We start from the raw sequence: 17888 nt of genomic DNA, 5'->3' as shown, positions 1-17888 counted from the left end.
CGATCCTATTCGCGGGTGAGCGGGAGGCGGACCCGCACGCGGGTGCCGTGCCCGACGGGACTGTCGAGGCGGATCGTGCCGCCCAGCGCCTCGATGCGGTCGGTGAGGCCGACGAGCCCGGAGCCGCGGTCCGGGTCGGCGCCGCCGGCGCCGTTGTCGCGCACCGACAGCTCCAGCCAGCCGACGCGGACCATCCCGTCGATCTGGATCAGTGACGCCCGCGCGTGCTTGGCCGCGTTGGCGAGCGCCTCGGCGACGGCGTAGTAGGCGGCGACCTCGACCGGCTCGGGCAGCCGCCCCGGCAGCGTCAGTTCGACGTCCACCGCGACCGCGGACCGCCGGGCCAGCGCCCTCACCGCGGCCTTCAGACCGCCCTCGGTGAGGATCGCCGGGTGGACACCGCGGGAGATCTCCCGCACGTCGTCGACGGTGCTGCTGAGGCCCGCGATCACCTCGGACAGCTCGGAGCGCAGCTCGGGCAGCTCCGCCGGCACGGTGTGCTGGATCCGGCGGAGGTCCAGCCCGAGGGACAGCAGCCGCTGCTGGACGCCGTCGTGCAGGTTGCGTTCGATGCGCCGGCGGGTGTGGTCGGTGGCGAGGACCACCCGCGCCCGGGACGCGATCAGCTCGTCGCGCGTCTCGGCGTTGGCGATGGCCGTGCCGATGAGGTCGGTGGACTCCGCGAGGCGCGCCTCCGCGTCCGGCGGCAGCGTCTGCCCCTGGATCGTGGACGCCGTCACCGCGCCCCAGAGGCGGTCGTCCACGCTGATCGGGGCGCTCACGGAGGCGTGCATCCCGCGCGCCCGCACGTACGCCGCCAGGAAGCCGGACGCGCCCTCGTAGGAGTCCATCCGGGCGGGCCGGCCGGTGCGCTGCACGATGCCGGTGACGTTGTCGCCCTCCAGCGACACCCGCGCGCCGACGGGCAGCTCCAGGACCGGGCTGCCCCAGGCCGCGGCGATCGTGCCGGTGCCGTCGGCCTCGAAGCGGATGATCCGCGCGCTGCCGGCGCCGACGAGCTGCCCGAGCTCCTCCACGACCGCGTCCAGGACCTCGGTCGGCGTGCCGCCGCGGGCGACGAGGGTGGCGACGCGGCGCAGCGCCGTCTGCGTCCCGACGAACTGGCTGAGCTCCTCACGGCCGCGCTCCAGGGCCTCACCCATGACGTTGAACGACCGCTCCAGCCGGCCGATCTCGGCCTTGCCGGTCTCCGGCATGCGGGTGGTCAGGTCACCGCCGGCGAGCCGGTCGGCCATCGCGGCGGCCCGGCGGATCGGCTGCACCAGCAGCCGCGTCTGGTAGCCGCCGACGAGGGCGATGACGAGCGCCGAACCGGCCAGCCCGGCGAGGATCGCGACCATCTCCCGGTTGGCCATCGTCTCGGCGTGCGCGTCGCGGGCCACGATGACGTCGCGTTCGGTGACCCGCAGCTCGCCGAGGTCCGCGCGAAGCTGCTCGATGCGGCGGTCGCCCTCGAGGAGCTGCTGCGCGCCATCGGCGGCGGGGTCCCTGCGGCGAGCCGCGTCCAGCGCCGGCAGGGAGTACTCCTCGGCGAACGACGTGCTCGTCTGCGTGATCCGCAGCGTCTGCCGGCGCTGGACGTCGGTGGTGGCGAGCGATGCGAGCCTCGCGTTCGCCAGCTGCAGCGCGGCGCGCGCCGTCTCCCACTGGCTCAGGAACAGCGCGTCGCCCGACAGGGCGTAGGCCCGCTGTGCGGACTGCAGGTCGACGGTGTGCCGGTGGACCTCGTCCGCGGCGGCGAACAGCTCGTGGGAGCGGCGCGACAGCCGGGCGGTCTCCCGGTCCGCGCCGATCGAGACCAGCAGCGTGCCGAACGCGCCGCCGACGAACAGCAGCAGGATGCAGGTGGCCAGCACCATCCTCCGGACCAGCCCGCCCTGCATGCCGCGCATGCCCACTCCTGCCCGCTGCCGTGCCGCTCACGCCTCGGGCCGTCGCATGTTTGCGGGCGGGCCAGCGGGTATGCGATACGGACGCGGCACCGAACCGAGGGGAGCGGCGTGATGCGCATCGCCGAACGACTCGTCTACGAGGCGCGGGCACACGGACTCGCCGGGGACGGCACGACCAACGACCAGCCGGCGCTCGCGGCGCTCGTCGACAGCCTCGGCGACGCCTACGCCGCCGACGGTCAGCCCCGCTCCATCCTCTGCTCCGCCGGGACGTACGCCATCCACGACGAGGGCACCAGGTGGCGCAGCGGCGTGTCGCTGATCGGCGCGGGGGCGGGCGCCACCCGCTTCGTGCTGTCGAACCCGTCCCGGCCCGCCGCGCCGACGCCGCTGGCGGTCTTCACCGCCCGGGACCACGACGCGGGACGCGACAACCATCTCGCCGACTGCGCCTTCGCGCACTTCGAGATCGACGGCTCCGGGGTGACCCTGCCCGCCTACGACGTCAACGCCAAAGGGCTGTTCCTGCAGTACGTGCTGCGGGGGCGCTTCCACGACCTGTACATCCACGACACCGGCGCGACCGGGTTCGGCTGCGACTTCCTGCAGGACACCGTGCTCGACTCGGTGCACGCCAGGCACTGCGGCCGGTTGAACAACGGCGAGGAGATGGGCGGCGCGGGGATCGGCATCGGCATCGGCGGCTGGGGCAGCACCGAGCGGCTCACCGTCACCGCGTGCACGACGGTGGGCAACGGGACCAACGGCATCTTCGTCGAGCTGCAGAAGCGCCGGTGGGCGCCGACGCGGGGCATCCGCATCATCGGCTGCCACGCCGAGGGCAACCGCTTCGGCATCTCCGACTGGGGCGCCGACGGGCTCATCGTGTCGGCGTGCACGATGCTCGGCAACCACCAGGCGGGCTACGACGTGTCGGCGCTCGGCACGTCGTCCGTCGCGGGCCGGGGCGGCATCGTGACCGGCTGCGTCATCGACGGCAACGCGTGGGACGGGGTCGCCGTCGGCAACACGCCCGGCCCGTACACCGTGGACGGCAACCGGATCAGCCGCAACGGGCGGTACGGGTACTGGCAGCACAACCTCGGACCGTCCGGCCGCGCGGAGGCACTCGGCGAGGGGTTCCTCGGCGGCGACGACGAACCCGCCGCGGGCATCACCGTGTCCGGCAACGACATCTGGGACAACGCCCTGGACGGGATCCGGGTCGACTCCCCCGTCACCGACGCGTTCCTGACCGCGAACCGGGTGCACGGCAACGGGCGGCAGTCCGCGCCGGGCGCCTCGGGCGGCGGGACGACGGTCTCCTACTCACCGCACGCCGTGCACGACACCGCGGCGGCCTGGCCCCCGGGCGGGCACGCCGGGAAGATCGTGGCGGCGGGGTCGCAGCAGGCGCTGGTCGTCGGCAACACCGCCACGTCGCTGATGCTCGCGCCGGCCCGGCCGGGCAGCGCCACCGCCTGGCGGGACGGCACTCCGCCGCGAGGTGCCGAGTACCGGCTGCCGGACGCGCCCGCGGCCAGGGCCGGCCTCACGCTGGCCGCTGCCGCCGACGCGCCGACCATCCGCGACAACCGGATCTGGTCGCAGACGCACGGGCTGCGGATCACGGCGTCCGGCGACTGCTCGTCCGGCCGGGTGCACGACAACGACCTGGCGGGCAACGCCGTGGCGTTCGACGGGGTTTTCAGCGGCGGCCGCTGGGCCGACAACATCGGGGTCGACACTACTTTGTCGTGATTGTGAGTGATATTTGTGGGTATAGCGTGACGCGAGCTACGTTCGCCGCATGCGTAGGCGATCTGTCCTCACCCTTGGCGCGGTAGGCGCGGTGGCCGCCGCCGTGCGCCCCTCTGATGCGCTCGCGTCGGCGGCGCTGCCGTTCCCGCCGGGGTTCGGCTGGGGTGCGGCGACGTCGGCGTACCAGCTGGAAGGCGCGGCGAAGGAGGACGGTCGCGGGCCGTCGGTGTGGGACGTCTTCAGCCATCAGCCGGGCCGGATCCGCAACGGCGACACCGGCGACGTGGCCGCCGACCACTACCACCGCTACACCGAGGACCTCGACATCATGCGGGACCTCGGGCTCACCTCCTACCGGTTCTCGATCTCGTGGTCGCGGGTCCTGCCGACCGGCCGCGGCACCGTCAACCCGCGCGGCGTCGACTTCTACCACCGGCTCATCGACGGCCTCCTCAGCCGCGGGATCGCGCCGGTCGTTACCCTGTTCCACTGGGACACCCCGCAGGCGCTGCAGGAGCTCGGCGGGTGGGAGAACCGCGACTGCGCCTCCTGGTTCGCCGACTACGCGCACACGATGTTCAGCGCCTTCGGCGACACGGTCCCGACCTGGCTGACCATCAACGAGCCGAAGACCGTCGTCGACGTCGGGTACACCGCCGGCACCCACGCCCCCGGCAAGCAGGACCGGCGCCTGGCCAACGTCGTCGGCCACCATCTCCTGCTCGGCCACGGCCTGGCGGTGCAGGCCCTGCGCGCCACCGGCGGCCGCAGCCGCATCGGCGCCGCGCTCAGCCTCTCCCCCACCTACCCGGCCGCCGACTCCGACGGTGCCCGCCGGCAGGCTGTCGCCGCGGACGCCGAGGAGAACCGGCGCTGGCTCGATCCGCTGCTGCTCGGCCGGTACCCGGAGGACTGGCTGGCCACGCAGGCGGCGGACGCCCCGGTCCGCGCCGCGATCAAGGACGGCGACCTCGCGATCATCGGGTCACGCAACGACCTGCTCGGCGTGAACTACTACGGCCCCACCCACGTGACCGCCACCGGCAGCCGCGTCATGCGGCACCCCACCTCCCAGGCGACGTGGCAGGAGATCTACCCCGACGGCCTGTTCGACCTGCTGACCCGCGTCAAGCGCGACTACGGCGACATCCCGGTCAGCATCACCGAGAACGGCATGCCCACCCAGAACCCGCTGCACGACCAGGACCGCGTCACCTTCCTGCGCGACCATCTCACCGCCGCCCACCGCGCCATCCAGGCGGGCGTCCCGCTGGAGAGCTACCACCTCTGGTCCCTCATGGACAACTTCGAATGGGCTGAGGGCTACACCCAACGCTGGGGCATCATCCACGTCGACTTCGCCACCCAGCGCCGCACCCTGAAGGCCAGCGCCGAGTGGTACAAGACCGTCATCGCCAACAACGGCCTCTGACCCCTTCGATCAGGCCCGCACGTCGAGCGCGGCCGGCGCCGCACCGCGAAATTCGGTGTCGCCACCCCGCCGACGCCTGGTAGACAGCGCAGATGCGCGAAGAGGTCCTGCCCGGCGGGAACACCACCGGCGCCGTGCTGATCGATGGTGTCGTCCACAAGCGGGCCTCGCCGTGGACGACGACGGTGCACGCGGTGCTGCGGCATCTCGAGGACGCCGGCTTCGACGCCGCTCCCCGGGCGCTCGGCTTCGACGACCAGGGTCGCGAGATGCTCACCTACCTGACCGGGGAGACGATCGGCGACCGGGTCCCCTGGCCCGGCTGGGCATCGGCCGACTCGATGCTGGCACAGGTCGGCCGGTGGCTGCGGCGGGTCCATGACCTGACGGCCGACTTCGCGCCACCGCAGGACGAGCACTGGTTCATCGGCGGCGCGATGGGTCCCGGGCTGGTCGTCGGGCACCAGGACGCGGCCCCCTACAACGCGGTGGTGGACGGCGACCGGCTGATCGGCTTCTGCGACTGGGACATCGCCGGTCCGTCCTCACGGGACTGGGATCTGGCGTTCTCCGCGCTGACCTGGGTGCCGCTCGCATCGCCGCGCGACGGCGCGCCGTTGAGCGACCACGACCTGCGGGAGCGGTCCCGCCGCCTCCAGCTGCTGCTCGACGCGTATGGCTACGACGGCGACCGACGCGCCTTCGGGACCGTGGCGCCGCAGCGGGCCCGGCGGCAGGCCGGCGTGATCCGCCAGATGGCCGACGCCGGGGACGCGGCGTCGGTCGCGCTGCTACCCATCGCGGACCTCCTCGAACGGTCCGCGACCGCCGTCGAGGCCCTCCCGGACGACTTCTGGGTGGATCGCGGCACCGCCTGAGACGCCGTGGTCTTCCACCACCGCCGCGCCCTCAGCCCCACTCGATCCGATACTGCTCGGCCTGGTGCGGTCCCTGGGCCCCGTCGATCGGCCGGCCCTGCCCGCCGCGCGCCGCGATGCCGGGATCAGCCCCTCGAACGTCGCGGAGCAGCACCGCTCCTCGTCGGGCGAGGTCCGGCATCGACAGACGTTCGGTTCAACTCGCGGGGGTTCTCGCAGGGATTGCGGACGGGTCGTCGATGAGGCGTTCGATGACGGCGCCGGCGCCGCCGCGGGCCGCGGCCGTGAAGCCCAGGTCGGAGGCGACGAAGTGGCAGCGGGCCGCCGGCGAGGCCATGGCGAGGCGGGTGAGCTGGGACTGGGCGGCGGGGATGAGGTGATCGGCGAGGTCGGCGAAGTAGCCGCCGAGCACCACGACCCGCGGGTTGAACAGGTTGACCAGGATGGCGCCGCCGTGGCCGAGCCACCGGCCGATCCCCGCGACCGCGGCCAGGGCCGCCGGGTCGCGGGCGTCCAGCCTGCGACGCACCTCGGCGATGCGCTCTCGGGGGTCGGGGACCGGGCCGTCGCCGAGGCCGTACGCGAACTCGGGCGTGATCCGGCGGACCAGCTCGGCGAGCCCGACCTTCGTCTCCCAGCAGCCGGTCCGGCCGCACCCGCACGGGTCGCCGTCGGGTTCGACGGGGAGGTGGCCGATCTCGCCGGAGAAGCCGTCGGCGCCGCGGAGCAGCCGGCCGCCGGTGATGGCACCGCCGCCGACGCCGACCGAACCCGTGAGGTACACGAGGTCGGCGGTGCCGGCGGCGACACCCCACGTGTGTTCGGCGAGCGCGGCGAGGTTCGCGTCGTTGTCGACGCCGACCCGCAGGGCGGGATCCAGTCCCGCGGCGAGGCGGGACACGACCGGCACGTCGGTCCAGCCGAGGTTGGGAGCGACGACCACCACGCCGCGGGCGACGTCCACGAGGCCCGGCACCGCGACGGTCAACCCGACCGGGATCACCGCATGGTCGGCGAGTTCGGCGAGGGTACGGTCGGCGGCCGCGGCCAGATCGGCGAGGCAACCATCGACGTCACGGCGACGGGCGTCGAAGCCGACCCGCCGCTCGACGACGGTGCGGCCGGTCAGGTCGCAGCCGTGGACCGCCAGGTAGTCGACGTTGATCTCGATGCCGACGGCGCCGAGCTCCGGGGACAGCGCGACGTGGCGGCCGGGGCGGCCCGCGGTGCCGGAGCGCTCCAGGCCGGTCTCGCGGACCAGGCGGCGGCTGAGCAGCTCCTCGACGAGGCTCGACACGGTGGTCTTGTGCAGGCCGGTGGCGGCGGCGATCGCGGCGCGGGAGCCGGGCCCGTTGGCGCGGATGTGGCGCAGCGTGCGGCTCAGGTTGGCGCGCCGGACCGCGACCTGGTCGATCGGCTCCGCGACAACCCTCTCCACACTCACCATCGCCCCATAGCAAAGCACGCCGCGGCCGCGGGCCGTCAATTCACGGCTGGCGGCGGATGAGGGCGGCGTCGATCACGGCGGCGGTGGGGCTGGGGTTGCGTTGCGCGGAGGTCAGGTGTTCGGTGACGAGCCGGTGCACCCCGTCGGTGTCGCCGGCCTCGATCAGCGCCAGGATCTGCCCGTGCACCTCGCCGGCGGCGCGCCGCTCGCGCAGGGGTACACCCGTCGTCTCCCGGATCCGGGTGGCCCAGTCCTGCTCGTGGCTGGACCACAGTGCTTCCAGTGCCCCGGCGAGGACGATGAGCGGCGGGTTGCCGCACAGCCCGACAAGGGCCTCGTGGAAGCGCCGGGACACGCCGACGACCTCGACCAGGTCGTCGATGCGGGCGACGTACTCCTCGTGCAGCGCCCGCAGGACGGGGACCACCGCGTCAGCGCGGTCGGGCCGGCCGGCGCACAGGGCGGCGCAGGCCGGCTCGACGTGGCGCAGTGCGATGGCGACGTCGTCGATGCCGGCGCGTTGCGCGGCGAGGACGAGTCCCAGGTTGTAGCCGAGGTTCGCCGGGGACGGCCGGTGCACGAGCGCACCGCCGAGCCGTCCCCGGCGCACCGTGATGAGACCTTCGGCTTCCAGGATCCGCATCGCCTCGCGGAACGTCGGCATGCTCACCGGATACCGCTGGATGAGCTCCTCGGACTTGGGCAGTGGTTCACCGTCGGCGAGCTCACCGCGCAGGATCTGACCGCGGATATGATCGGCGACCTGCTCGGCAAGACGGTCGGCGGAGACCATGGAGCGGCAGCCTAGTACGCGTCGGGGTCGTTCTGGACCGCGGGTGGCACCGGGTGCCGGTAGACGCGGGAGGCGTTCTCCCAGGTCATCTTGCGCACGTCGGCGTCGGGCAGACCGCCGATCTCCTCCTCGATGGTGCGTTGCGTGTGCGGCCAGGTGCTGTCGCAGTGCGGGTAGTCCTGCTCGAGGAAGATGTGGTCGACGCCGATGACGTCGCGCAGGGCGAACGACGACGGGTCCTCGACGGCGCAGAAGTAGAAGTTGCGCAGCAGGACCTCGGCCGGGGTCAGGTCGATGCCCTTCCAGGTGCCGTACATCTCGTGGTAGCTGAGCATGTGGTTGAGCCGGTCGACGAGGCCGGGCACCCAGCCGATGCCGCCTTCCGACAGCACGATCTTGATGTTCGGGAAGCGGACCGGGATGCGGGAGTACAGCCAGTCGACGGCGGAGAACATCGAGTAGCCGAAGAACAGCACCCCGACGACGTCCGGCGGGGCGTCCGGCGCGGTCGACGGCGACGTGCCCGACGAGCCGATGTGCAGGTTGATGACGGTGCCGGTCTCCTCGCAGGCGCGCATGATCGGGTCCCAGTGCCCGGTGTGCAGCGACGGCATGCCGAGCAGGTGCGGCGCCTCGGTGAACGTGACGGCCTTGAAGCCGCGCTCGGCGTTGCGGCGGATCTCCTCGGCGCCGACCTCCGGATCGAGGAAGTACGGCAGCTGGCAGGGGATCATCCGGTCCGGGTAGGCACCGGACCACGCCTCGATGTTCCAGTCGTTCCAGGCGCGCGTCGCCGCGAGCGCCAGCTCGGTGTCCTTCGTGGACAGTTGCAGGCGCTGGCCGGCGAAGCCGGGCAGGAACGACGGGAAGCACAGCGAGGCGTACACGCCGCTGAGGTCCATGTCCTTGATGCGTTCGTGGATGTCCCACGAGCCGCGGCGCATGTCGTCGAAGCGGCTGGGTTCCATGCTGTACTCGTCGACGGGCCGGCCGACGACGGCGTTGAACCCGACGTTGGGGAACTCCTTGCCGTCGTAGATCCAGACGTGGCTGCCGTCCTTCTCCACGACGTGCGGGGCCTGGTCGGCGAACTTCGCCGGCATCCGGCCCTCGAACGCGTCGGGCGGCTCGACGATGTGGTCGTCGACGGAGATGAAGGTGTACTTGCGGGGCTGCCGCGGCGGGTCCGGCAGGAAGGTCACCTTCGACCGGTCTGCGGTGGTGAACGAGCCGTTGCGCAGCAGTTCATCGATCGATGCCATAGGAGGTCCTCTCAGTCCAGTACTTCGGGTTCGCGGCGCACCAGCGACCGGACGGCGCCGGCCCAGAACACGTCGGTGCCGCGCTCGATGAGTGACTTCTTCATGCCGTGCCGCAGGCCGGGAGCGATCTCCAGGGGGTCGCGGCCGAGCAGCATGACGTCGTAGGCGAGCTTGCAGGCGCGGTCGATGCTCGCCGACCGGTACGTCGCCTCCTGGATCGTCGGCGCGGTGACGATGATGCCGTGGCTGGCGAGGATCACCACGGAGCTGTCGCCGATCTGCTTGGCCAGGTCGGCGCCGAGCGCGGCGTCGTCGACCTCGCCGGTGTATTCGTGCACGAGGGCGAGGTCGCCGTCGTACATGCAACCGGTCTGGTGCACGATCGCGGGCAGCACCCCGATCGCGGCGAGGACGGTGACGTAGTAGGGGTGGTTGTGCACGACGACCCGGGCGTCGGGCCGCACGCGGTGCAGTTCGGTGTGGATGTGGATGGCCGGGGTGACGTCCCAGCGGCCTTCCAGGACGGTGCCGTCGCGGTCGACGACGCACAGGTCGGAGGCGGAGATCTCCTCCCACCACAGGCCCCACGGGTTGACCCACATGGCGCCGTCCGGGCCGCCGTCCTTGACCATCGTGATGTGCCCGGCGATGTTCTCGCTGAAGCCGCTGTGCCCGAGGATGCGGAACGCACAGGCGAGGGCCTGCCGCTCCGTGAGGTCGACCCCGATCGGCGGCGTGATGCGCGGCGACCAGACCGCTGACCCGCCCTCGCGCAAGGCCGGTGTTGTCGTGAGTGTCACGGCTCACCTCCAAATCTTTTAGAAGATTAAGCGGCAGGTGTACCGAGAATCAAGCAATCGCTTGGTTGTTTTTTGGGTCGTGTCGCACGGGGGGCGCGACGATGACCCCGTGGTCGCCGGCTACCACCGGTCCGTGACAGGCAGCCGGGCCTCGACCACCATCACCGTCGCCTCGGCAACACCCACCGCCGCGAGCGCCGTCGGCCGGCTGCCGATCTGGCCGCCAGTTGAACCGAACGTCCGTCGATGACAACGATCCGTGCCTGCCACAATGTCCCGGTGACGGGCGTCGAGGCGAACATCTCCGGTGGTCAGGGCACCCAGATCGGCAACAACAACACCCAGTGGAACTTCGTGTGGCACGGCCGGCGCCTTGACGCCCCGGCGCTGGAGGCGCTGTCCGCCTCGCACGCCGCCGAGCTGGTGGCCGAGTTGCCGCACAACGAGGCGGTGCAGGCACTGGCGGCAATGCAGGTCGCCGCCGCGGCCGAGGTCACCTGGGCGCTGCTGCGCAGGCACGAGGCGCTCGCCGTGTCACTGCTCGGCAGGATGAACCGGAGCCGCTCGCAGCCTGTCGTCGATGCACTCGCCGCCAAGTTCGACTGGCTCTCGGGACTACCGACCGCTGCCGCCGAGATCGAACGCGTTGAAATCGAGCAAGGTTCCGGTCTCGGCGCCAAAGTCGGCGGCCTGGCCCGCGCCGGCACATCGGCACAGGGCACAACCGGGTTCTTCCGGCGGTATGCGCACGGCCAAATTCTTTGGAGTCCCCCCGGCGGCCCGCAGATCGTGCCGCAGGCCTTCGTGGAGTACCTCGCGGGCACGGACGGCATCGATGAGCTGGTCGGATTTCCGCTGTCGCCGGTAACGCCCTCACCGCCCTCGCCAGGGTTCGGCACAGTGGGCGCATTTCAGCACTATGAGGCGATAAATACATACAATCCCACGGTCTGTAAGCGTCTGGGCTATGTCTGCGGCGCAACGGTCTACAGGTCCGTGCACGGTGAGTTCGTCACCTGGGACGAAATCGGTGAGCACTACGAGCACCAGGGCGGCGCCGGCAGCTGGCTCGGGTTTCCGGTCAGCGACGAAGCCCCGGCAGGCCCGTCACGGGCAGCCGCCGACCGTCCGGGCGCCGGTACCTACGGCACGTGCCAGCGGTTCGAGGGCGGCACCGTCTACTCATTGACGAAGGCTGGACTCGTGGAGGTCCGCCGCGACATCGCCGACTATCACGACCGGCTCGGCGGCGCCCAGGGTGTGCTCGGGTTTCCGGTCGGCGGCAGGAAGGTCGCCGCGATCTCGCCGTTCGGGACAGCGGGCGAGTTCCAGCGGTTCGAGGGCGGGTCGGACTATCCGGCCGACATCGTCTCGCAATGGACCGCGGTCGAAGGGATCGGTGGCTGCACCGTTTACGTCAGCGAACCGCACGGCGTGCACGCCGTCGGTGCGGCGATCGGTGCGCTGTACGAGCGGATGGACGGCACCGGGAGCTGGCTCGGCTTTCCGACGTCCGGCGAGATCGACGGCCGGACCGGGCCCGACGAGGACTGGCGGTGCTACGCCACGTTCGAAGGTGGCGCGATCTACTGGACGGCTCCGCGCGGCGCCGTCGCGGTCCCGCGTGGCGTGGTGGACCTGTTGACGGGCGACACCCAGCTGGCGCAGCGGCTCGGGTTTCCGATCGCGGACGAGGAGCGTGTGGTGTTCTTCGAGCACGGCGTGGTGACCATCCGCGACGGCGTCGCCGAGGCGTGGGTCAGACCAGCCTGACTCCTTGTCCACGAGGACCTCGCCGTCCAGGACGTCGCCGGTGAACGCGGCGCCGCCGGAGGACGGCGGGGTCAGGCCCGGGGCGATGTTCTCGCGCACCAGCGGGCCTGAGCGTTGATCGCCTTGTCGAGGACGTCGAGGTCGTCATGACCCGCGCTCCTCAGCGCGTCGCGTCCGAGCCTTCCCAGGACGAGCCGGGCGGACCATCGGCCAGACGGACGCTTCACGGTCGGCGCGAACCCGGCCCTGTGATGGTGAACCGGGGTGGGCACGCCTGCCCACCCCGGCGCGGCGCTACTCCTTCACGCCGATGTGCTCGATCGGTGACACCCGCAGCAGCCGGCCGATCGGCAGGACCGTGGTGAGCAGGGCGAGCAGCGCGGTCCCGCCGATGACGGCCGCCCAGCCGAGCGGCGGGACGTAGGGCACCGGTTCGCCGGTCACCGACCTGACGACCATCGTCAGGGTGGCGAGGGCGATCGCCGCGCCCATCACGACCGCGACGCCGAGCAGCCCGGCCTGTTCGGCGTGGACCATCCGCCCGGCCTGGCGGCGGGTGACCCCGACGAGCCGCAGCACGGCCAGTTCGCGGCCGCGGGCCAGGGCGGCGATGACCATCGTGTTGGCGGCGGCGAGCGCGGCGTAGCCGACCATCACCCCGACGAGGAGTCTGTTGAGCCAGGCGCTGACCGCGAGGTCGTCGGCGAGCCGGCGGTTCAGGCCGCTCGTCGCGACGATTTCGCTGCCGGTGTACCGGCCGGCGAGCACCGACAGGTCCGCCGCGCCGGAGGAACGGATCAGCACCTCGTCGTCGGCGTCGCGGGCGGTGTGCCCGGTGACCGTCTCCCGGGTCAGGGTGATGTCGCCGAAGCCGAGGCCACGCTCGTAGACGGCGACGAGTCTCAGCCGCACCGGTGTGCCGTCGCCGAGCCAGAACTCGACCTGGTCACCGACGTCCCAGCCGTGGGTGGACGCCCGGATCGACGACACCGCGACGGTGTCGCCCCGCAGCTCCGCGAGGTCGCCGTCACGCACCCGCAGGTCCATTGTGGACGTGCCGTCGACCGCCTGCGCCGCGACGGTCTCTGCTGCGTCGAGGAACCTGACGACGACGGACGTTCGTCGTACCGACGTGGCGGCCGAGACACCGGGGAGCTTCCGCGCCTCGTCGGCCGCGCCGGGCGGCAGCCCCGCCGGGGAGACCAGGGCGTGCTGGGCGAGGAGGCCGTCGCGGCGCTGCGCCAGGGTCTGCCGTTCGAGGTTGTCCTGCAGGAACCACACGGATCCGCCGAGGCCGACCGACAGCACCAGCGCGGTGAGGACGGCTGCCGCGCCGCGGGCGTTCGCCTTGAGGTTGGCGGTCGCGAGGTATCCGCTGGAACCCCACACGGTGCGCAGGACCGGGGCGAGCATCCTCGCCGCGGCCCGGTTGATCCACGGCGCGAGGAGCCCGACGGCGGTGACGAACAGGTACAGCATGCCGATCGCGCCGGCGAGCGCCGTCTGACCGCCCGCGCCGAGCGTGACCACGCCCGACGATCCGGCGCCCGCGAGCGCGACGAGACCGCAGACGAGGCGCACCTTGCCGCCGCGCGCCGGCTCGACCGCCACCTCGCCGAGCGCCTCGACGGGCCGGATGCCGGTGACCCGCCGGGCGGCGATGAGCGCCGACAGCACCGCGACGAGCGTGGTGGCCACGGCGGCCGCGACGGTGGCGAGCACGCCGTCCGACATGGGGAACCCCGCGGGCACGAAGCCGCGGCCGACGAGCTGGTCGCGCACCCACCGGGTGGCGAGGAACCCCGCAGGCACGCCGAGCGCGACCGAGGTGAGACCGACGATCGCCGCCTCCGCCATGATCATGCGGCGGACCTGGCCGGGGGTCGCGGCGACGGCGCGCAGCAGCGCGAGATCCCGGCGCCGGTGCCGCACCGACAGCCCGACGGTGGCCGCGACCACGAACACGATCAGCAGCACGACGTACCCGCCGAACGCGGCGCCCGCCTCGATCAGCAGGTCCCGCGCGCCGAGCGCGTCGGACTCCTCGGCCAGGCCGCGGTCGGCGCCGGTGTACACCTCGGCGCCCGACTCGGACGCGAGCCCGCGCACCGCCGCTGCGAGGGCCGCACTGTCGGTGCCGGGTGCCGCGACGATCCCGATGACGGCGACCCGGCCGGGGTGCGGCGACAGCGACGCGGCGTGCGCGTCGGTGAAGAAGACCGCGGGTGCGGGACCGTCGACGACGCCGCTGACCCGGTACGTGCGGGCCACCCCGCCGGCGAGCACCTGCGTCTGCTGGCCGGGTGCGAGCCCGAGCCGCCGGTCTGCCGCGATCTGGTCGTCGCCGGTGGGGGCCGATCCGTCGACGATCCGGTACGGCGTCAGGGCGGCGCTCCCCCAGCCGTGCCCGGTGCCGACCGTGGCCGTGGCGGGCAGCGCGACCTGGACCGCGTCGTCCGCCGCGACCGTCGCGACACCGGCGAGTCCGCGGATCCGTTGGACGAGACCGGCCGGGACGGTTCCGCCCTCCGGCAGCCGCACCGTCGACCGGACCGTCGAACCGTCCAGGTCCTTGGCACTGATGGTGATGTCGCGGTGCGCGACCACGACGTCGGCGGCGGCATACCGGACCGGCTCCGGCCGGTGGCGCAGCCCCGACTCGACGAGCGTGCCCATCGCCATGAGGATCATGACGCCCGCGGCGAGGGCGAGCAGCGTCGCGACCGCCGGACCGGGCCGGTGCCGCAGCATCCGCAGCGCGAGCCGGGTCATGCCGTCACCTCCGCTGCGCTCCGGCGCCGCCCCGACCCAAGACTGAACACCTGATGCCCGGCTCTTCCGCTGCGCTTCAGACCGGTCATGACGTCACCACCCGGCGGCGGCCGAGCGACGCCAGTTGCTCGGCGATGCGGTCCACGCCGGGCTGCGGCATGTCCCGCACGATCCGGCCGTCGGCGAGGACCAGGACCCGGTCGGCGTAGGACGCGGCCACCGGGTCGTGCGTCACCATGACGACGGTCTGCCGGTGCTCGTCGACGACCGCGCGCAGCAGGGTCAGCACGTCCGCGGCGGTCTCGGTGTCCAGGGCGCCGGTCGGCTCGTCGCAGAAGATCACCTCGGGCCGCGTCGCCAGGGCCCGGGCGATGGCGACGCGCTGCTGCTGGCCGCCCGACAGCGCCGACGGCCGGTGGTGCAGTCGTTCGCGCAGCCCGACGCGGTCGATGACGTGTTCGAGCCAGGCGCGCTCCGGTCGTACACCTGCCAACCTCGACGGCAGGCCGATGTTCTCGGCGACCGTGAGGGCGGCGACGAGGTTGAACGCCTGGAAGACGAAGCCGATCCGGTCGCGGCGCAGCTTCGTCAGCTTCGTCTCCGACATCCCGGACAGCTCGGTGCCGCCGATCCAGACCCGTCCGGCGGTGGGCCGGTCCAGGCCGGCCGCGGTCTGCAGCAGCGTGCTCTTGCCGGATCCGGACGGCCCCATCACCGCCGTGAACGTGCCGCGGTGGAACGTCACATCGACGCCGGCGAGCGCGGTGACCTTCTGTGACCCGTTGGCGTAGACGCGGGAGAGCTGTTCGACGCGGACCGCCGTATCGGTTCTGTCCATGCGGACGACGCTATGGCGGCACCGGCCGGCGGATCGATCCAGCGTGCTGGCGGAGCGTGGTACAGCAGGCTGTACTACCCGCGGCTCCGGGGGTCCTCGAGGTAGCGCAGGACAGCGGTCACGCGGCGGTCGGCGCGGTCGTCGGGGGCGAGGTCGAGCTTGGCGAAGATGCTGCGGATGTGTTTGTGCACGGCGCCTTCGGTGACGAACAGGCGCTCCGAGATGGCCGTGTTGCCGAGGCCCTCCGCCATGAGGGCGAGCACGTCGCGTTCGCGGGGGCTGAGCCGGCTCAGCGTGCTGCCGGGGCGGCTGCGGGCGAGCAGCTGGCCGACGACCTCGGGGTCGATGGCGGTGCCGCCGCCGGCGACGCGGTGCAGCGCGCCGAGGAACTCCTCGACCCTGCCGACGCGTTCCTTCAGCAGGTACCCGAGCCGGACCGCACCGCCGGCGAGCAGGTCGGTGGCGAAGGTCTGCTCGACGTACGCCGACAGCACGAGCACCGCGAGGTCCGGCTGGCGGCGGCGGGCCTCGACGGCGGCGACGATGCCCTCGTCGGTGTGGGTGGGCGGCATCCGGACGTCGACGATCGCGACGTCGGGCCGGTGGGTGTCCACGGCGGACAGGAACGCGGCCGGCGAGTCGGCGGTGGCGACCACGTCCAGGGACTCGGCGCGCAGCAGCAGCGCCAGGCCTTCCCGCAGCAGGGCGTCGTCCTCGGCGATCACGATCCGCACGGCAGCTCCACGAGTAGCGTCGTCGGCCCACCGGGTGGGCTGGTCAGGGTGAAGCGGCCGTCGTGGGCCTCGACCCGCCGGCGGATGCCGGCGATCCCGGAGCCGTGGCCTTCGCCGGCCGTGCCGTCGGCGCCGCCGCGGCCGTCGTCGCCTATCCGCAGGTGCAGCCGGTCGCCGCTGCGGTGCACGGCGACGGCGGCCCTGGTCGCGCCGCTGTGCCGGGCGACGTTGGTGAGCGCCTCCGCCACCACGAAGTACGCCGTGGCCTCGACCGACGCGGCGCACCGGCCGGGCACGTCGACCTCGACGGTGCACGGCACCCCGCAACCGGCGGCGAGGCCGTCGAGGGCGCCTGCGAGCCCGCGGTCGCCGAGGACCGGCGGCAGGATCCCGCGCACGACGGTGCGCAGCTCGGCGAGGGCGAGCTCGGCGGCGGCGTGGGCGCGTTCCAGGACCTCCGCGGCCATCGCCGGGTCGCGGGCGAGGGCCCGCCGGGCAGCGCCGAGCAGGACGGTGACGGCGACGAGGCGGTTCTGCGCCCCGTCGTGCAGGGACCGTTCGATGCGGCGCAGCTCGACGGCGTGCGCGTCGAGGGCGGCGGCGCGGGTCGCGGTCAGTTCGGCGATCCGCAGCGTCACGTCGACGTCGTGGGGCGGCGCCAGCCACCGCCTGCCGGGCAGTGCCTGCAGCCGGGCGAGCCACGGGACCAGCGGCACGGACACGGCGAGCCAGCCGACGCCGATCAGCGCGACGGCGAGCGCGTCGAGGACGCCGTCGATGCGCCAGAACACGAGGCCCGGGCCGCCGAGGCCGGGCGGCAGCGCCCAGAAGTACAGCGGGAACAGCAGGTACTGCACGGCGCTGAGCGGCAGCGAGATCCCGATCGCGCCGAGCGCGAACCCGGCGGTGCCGTGCACGGCGACGAACCTCACCTCGCGGCGCACCCACGGGTCGCGCAGGGCGGCGCGCAGCCCGTCGGGGACCGGCGGCGGCGCCGGCAGGTCGGTCCCCCACCGCGCCAGCCGGGCCCGCTCCCGGCCCGCGACGGACCGCACCGCCTTCAGCGCCGACGGGACGACGGGCAGGCCCGCACCGACAACGGAGGCGACCGCCACCACAACCAGCAGCATGCAGGCGGCCAGGGCCAGGACCGCGGTGCCGAGCCCGCCGACGAGGTGCTCGAGGGCCTCGACGGACGCGCGCACCCGGTCCCGCAGATACTGCCGCACAGCACTGAAAGTACAGCCTGCTGGATCGCCGGCGGCCGGCGCAGTGCCTAGCGTGGCGGGCAACGTCAACCACAACGTGAGGAGGCGGCATGCTCCGCCCTGTGCTCTGGCTGGTGCTGATCGTCAGCGCCGGCGCCAACGCGACCGCGTCCACCGCCGACGCCAACCCGCTGATCGGCGTAGGTTTCGGCCTGGTCACCCTCGCCTGCGCGGCGACGCTGGTCGTGCACCACTACCGGCACCGCGTCCGGTAGAG

General features: G+C 72.9%; 15 protein-coding genes. 5 read left to right on the top strand and 10 right to left on the bottom strand.

Annotation, left to right across the window (positions count from 1 at the left end; genetic code table 11):
* Positions 1 to 5: 5 nt before the first annotated feature.
* Entirely contained in the window at positions 6 to 1913 is a 1908-nt protein-coding gene (locus tag ABZS58_RS12785) for a HAMP domain-containing protein (protein WP_354780705.1), read from the bottom strand.
* 111 nt (positions 1914 to 2024) lie between these two features.
* On the opposite strand from ABZS58_RS12785, the gene ABZS58_RS12780 reads away from it, so the two are divergent.
* The 3 genes from ABZS58_RS12780 to ABZS58_RS12770 all read left to right on the top strand — a co-directional run bounded on the left by ABZS58_RS12780 (position 2025) and on the right by ABZS58_RS12770 (position 5984).
* Positions 2025 to 3674: a right-handed parallel beta-helix repeat-containing protein gene (locus tag ABZS58_RS12780; RefSeq protein WP_354781015.1), complete on the top strand. Its 1650-nt coding sequence runs from the start codon at positions 2025 to 2027 to the stop codon at positions 3672 to 3674.
* A 49-nt stretch (positions 3675 to 3723) separates the two neighbouring features.
* Positions 3724 to 5106 carry a GH1 family beta-glucosidase gene (locus ABZS58_RS12775; RefSeq protein WP_354780703.1) on the top strand — a complete coding sequence of 461 codons (1383 nt, stop codon included), beginning with the start codon at positions 3724 to 3726 and terminating at the stop codon, positions 5104 to 5106.
* Between the two features lie 92 nt (positions 5107 to 5198).
* On the top strand, positions 5199 to 5984 hold the full coding sequence (locus ABZS58_RS12770; protein WP_354780701.1) for an aminoglycoside phosphotransferase family protein: 786 nt from the start codon (positions 5199 to 5201) through the stop codon (positions 5982 to 5984).
* A 196-nt stretch (positions 5985 to 6180) separates the two neighbouring features.
* Here the strand turns inward: ABZS58_RS12770 and ABZS58_RS12765 are convergent, their stop codons facing one another.
* The 5 genes from ABZS58_RS12765 to ABZS58_RS12745 form a co-directional block, all read right to left on the bottom strand.
* Entirely contained in the window at positions 6181 to 7431 is a 1251-nt protein-coding gene (locus ABZS58_RS12765) for an ROK family transcriptional regulator (RefSeq protein WP_354780699.1), read from the bottom strand.
* Positions 7432 to 7471: 40 nt separating this feature from the next.
* Entirely contained in the window at positions 7472 to 8224 is a 753-nt protein-coding gene (locus ABZS58_RS12760; RefSeq protein WP_354780697.1) for an FCD domain-containing protein, read from the bottom strand.
* 11 nt (positions 8225 to 8235) lie between these two features.
* Entirely contained in the window at positions 8236 to 9486 is a 1251-nt protein-coding gene (locus tag ABZS58_RS12755; protein ID WP_354780695.1) for an amidohydrolase family protein, read from the bottom strand.
* 11 nt (positions 9487 to 9497) lie between these two features.
* Complete coding sequence (locus ABZS58_RS12750) at positions 9498 to 10286, bottom strand: class II aldolase/adducin family protein (protein ID WP_354780693.1); 789 nt, start codon at positions 10284 to 10286, stop codon at positions 9498 to 9500.
* A gap of 120 nt (positions 10287 to 10406) precedes the next feature.
* Positions 10407 to 10649 (bottom strand): hypothetical protein, encoded by a 243-nt coding sequence (locus ABZS58_RS12745; RefSeq protein WP_354780691.1) that lies wholly within the window; start codon positions 10647 to 10649, stop codon positions 10407 to 10409.
* Here ABZS58_RS12745 and ABZS58_RS12740 point away from each other — a divergent pair.
* Positions 10641 to 12059 carry a hypothetical protein gene (locus ABZS58_RS12740; RefSeq protein WP_354780689.1) on the top strand — a complete coding sequence of 473 codons (1419 nt, stop codon included), beginning with the start codon at positions 10641 to 10643 and terminating at the stop codon, positions 12057 to 12059. The genes ABZS58_RS12745 and ABZS58_RS12740 overlap by 9 nt on opposite strands.
* Before the next feature lie 294 nt (positions 12060 to 12353).
* On the opposite strand, the gene ABZS58_RS12735 is transcribed toward ABZS58_RS12740, so the two are convergent.
* The 4 genes from ABZS58_RS12735 to ABZS58_RS12720 all read right to left on the bottom strand — a co-directional run bounded on the left by ABZS58_RS12735 (position 12354) and on the right by ABZS58_RS12720 (position 17632).
* On the bottom strand, positions 12354 to 14831 hold the full coding sequence (locus ABZS58_RS12735) for an FtsX-like permease family protein (RefSeq protein WP_354780687.1): 2478 nt from the start codon (positions 14829 to 14831) through the stop codon (positions 12354 to 12356).
* 85 nt (positions 14832 to 14916) lie between these two features.
* A complete protein-coding gene (locus tag ABZS58_RS12730; protein WP_354780685.1) occupies positions 14917 to 15669 on the bottom strand; it encodes an ABC transporter ATP-binding protein in 753 nt (250 codons plus the stop codon).
* Between the two features lie 74 nt (positions 15670 to 15743).
* Positions 15744 to 16403, bottom strand: a complete 660-nt coding sequence (locus tag ABZS58_RS12725) for a response regulator transcription factor (protein WP_354780683.1) — start codon at positions 16401 to 16403, stop codon at positions 15744 to 15746.
* Entirely contained in the window at positions 16391 to 17632 is a 1242-nt protein-coding gene (locus ABZS58_RS12720) for a sensor domain-containing protein (protein WP_354780682.1), read from the bottom strand. Before ABZS58_RS12720 ends, ABZS58_RS12725 begins: the two co-directional genes overlap by 13 nt.
* Positions 17633 to 17721: 89 nt before the next feature.
* Between ABZS58_RS12720 and ABZS58_RS12715 the strand changes: the two genes are divergently transcribed.
* Complete coding sequence (locus ABZS58_RS12715) at positions 17722 to 17886, top strand: hypothetical protein (RefSeq protein WP_354780680.1); 165 nt, start codon at positions 17722 to 17724, stop codon at positions 17884 to 17886.
* The last annotated feature ends 2 nt before the right edge of the window (positions 17887 to 17888 follow it).

Source organism: Dactylosporangium sp. NPDC005555 (genome assembly GCF_040605635.1).
Classification (GTDB): Bacteria; Actinomycetota; Actinomycetes; order Mycobacteriales; family Micromonosporaceae; genus Dactylosporangium.
The sequence above is the reverse complement of the archived record's forward strand: the minus strand, read 5'-3'. Positions and strand labels throughout refer to the sequence as shown.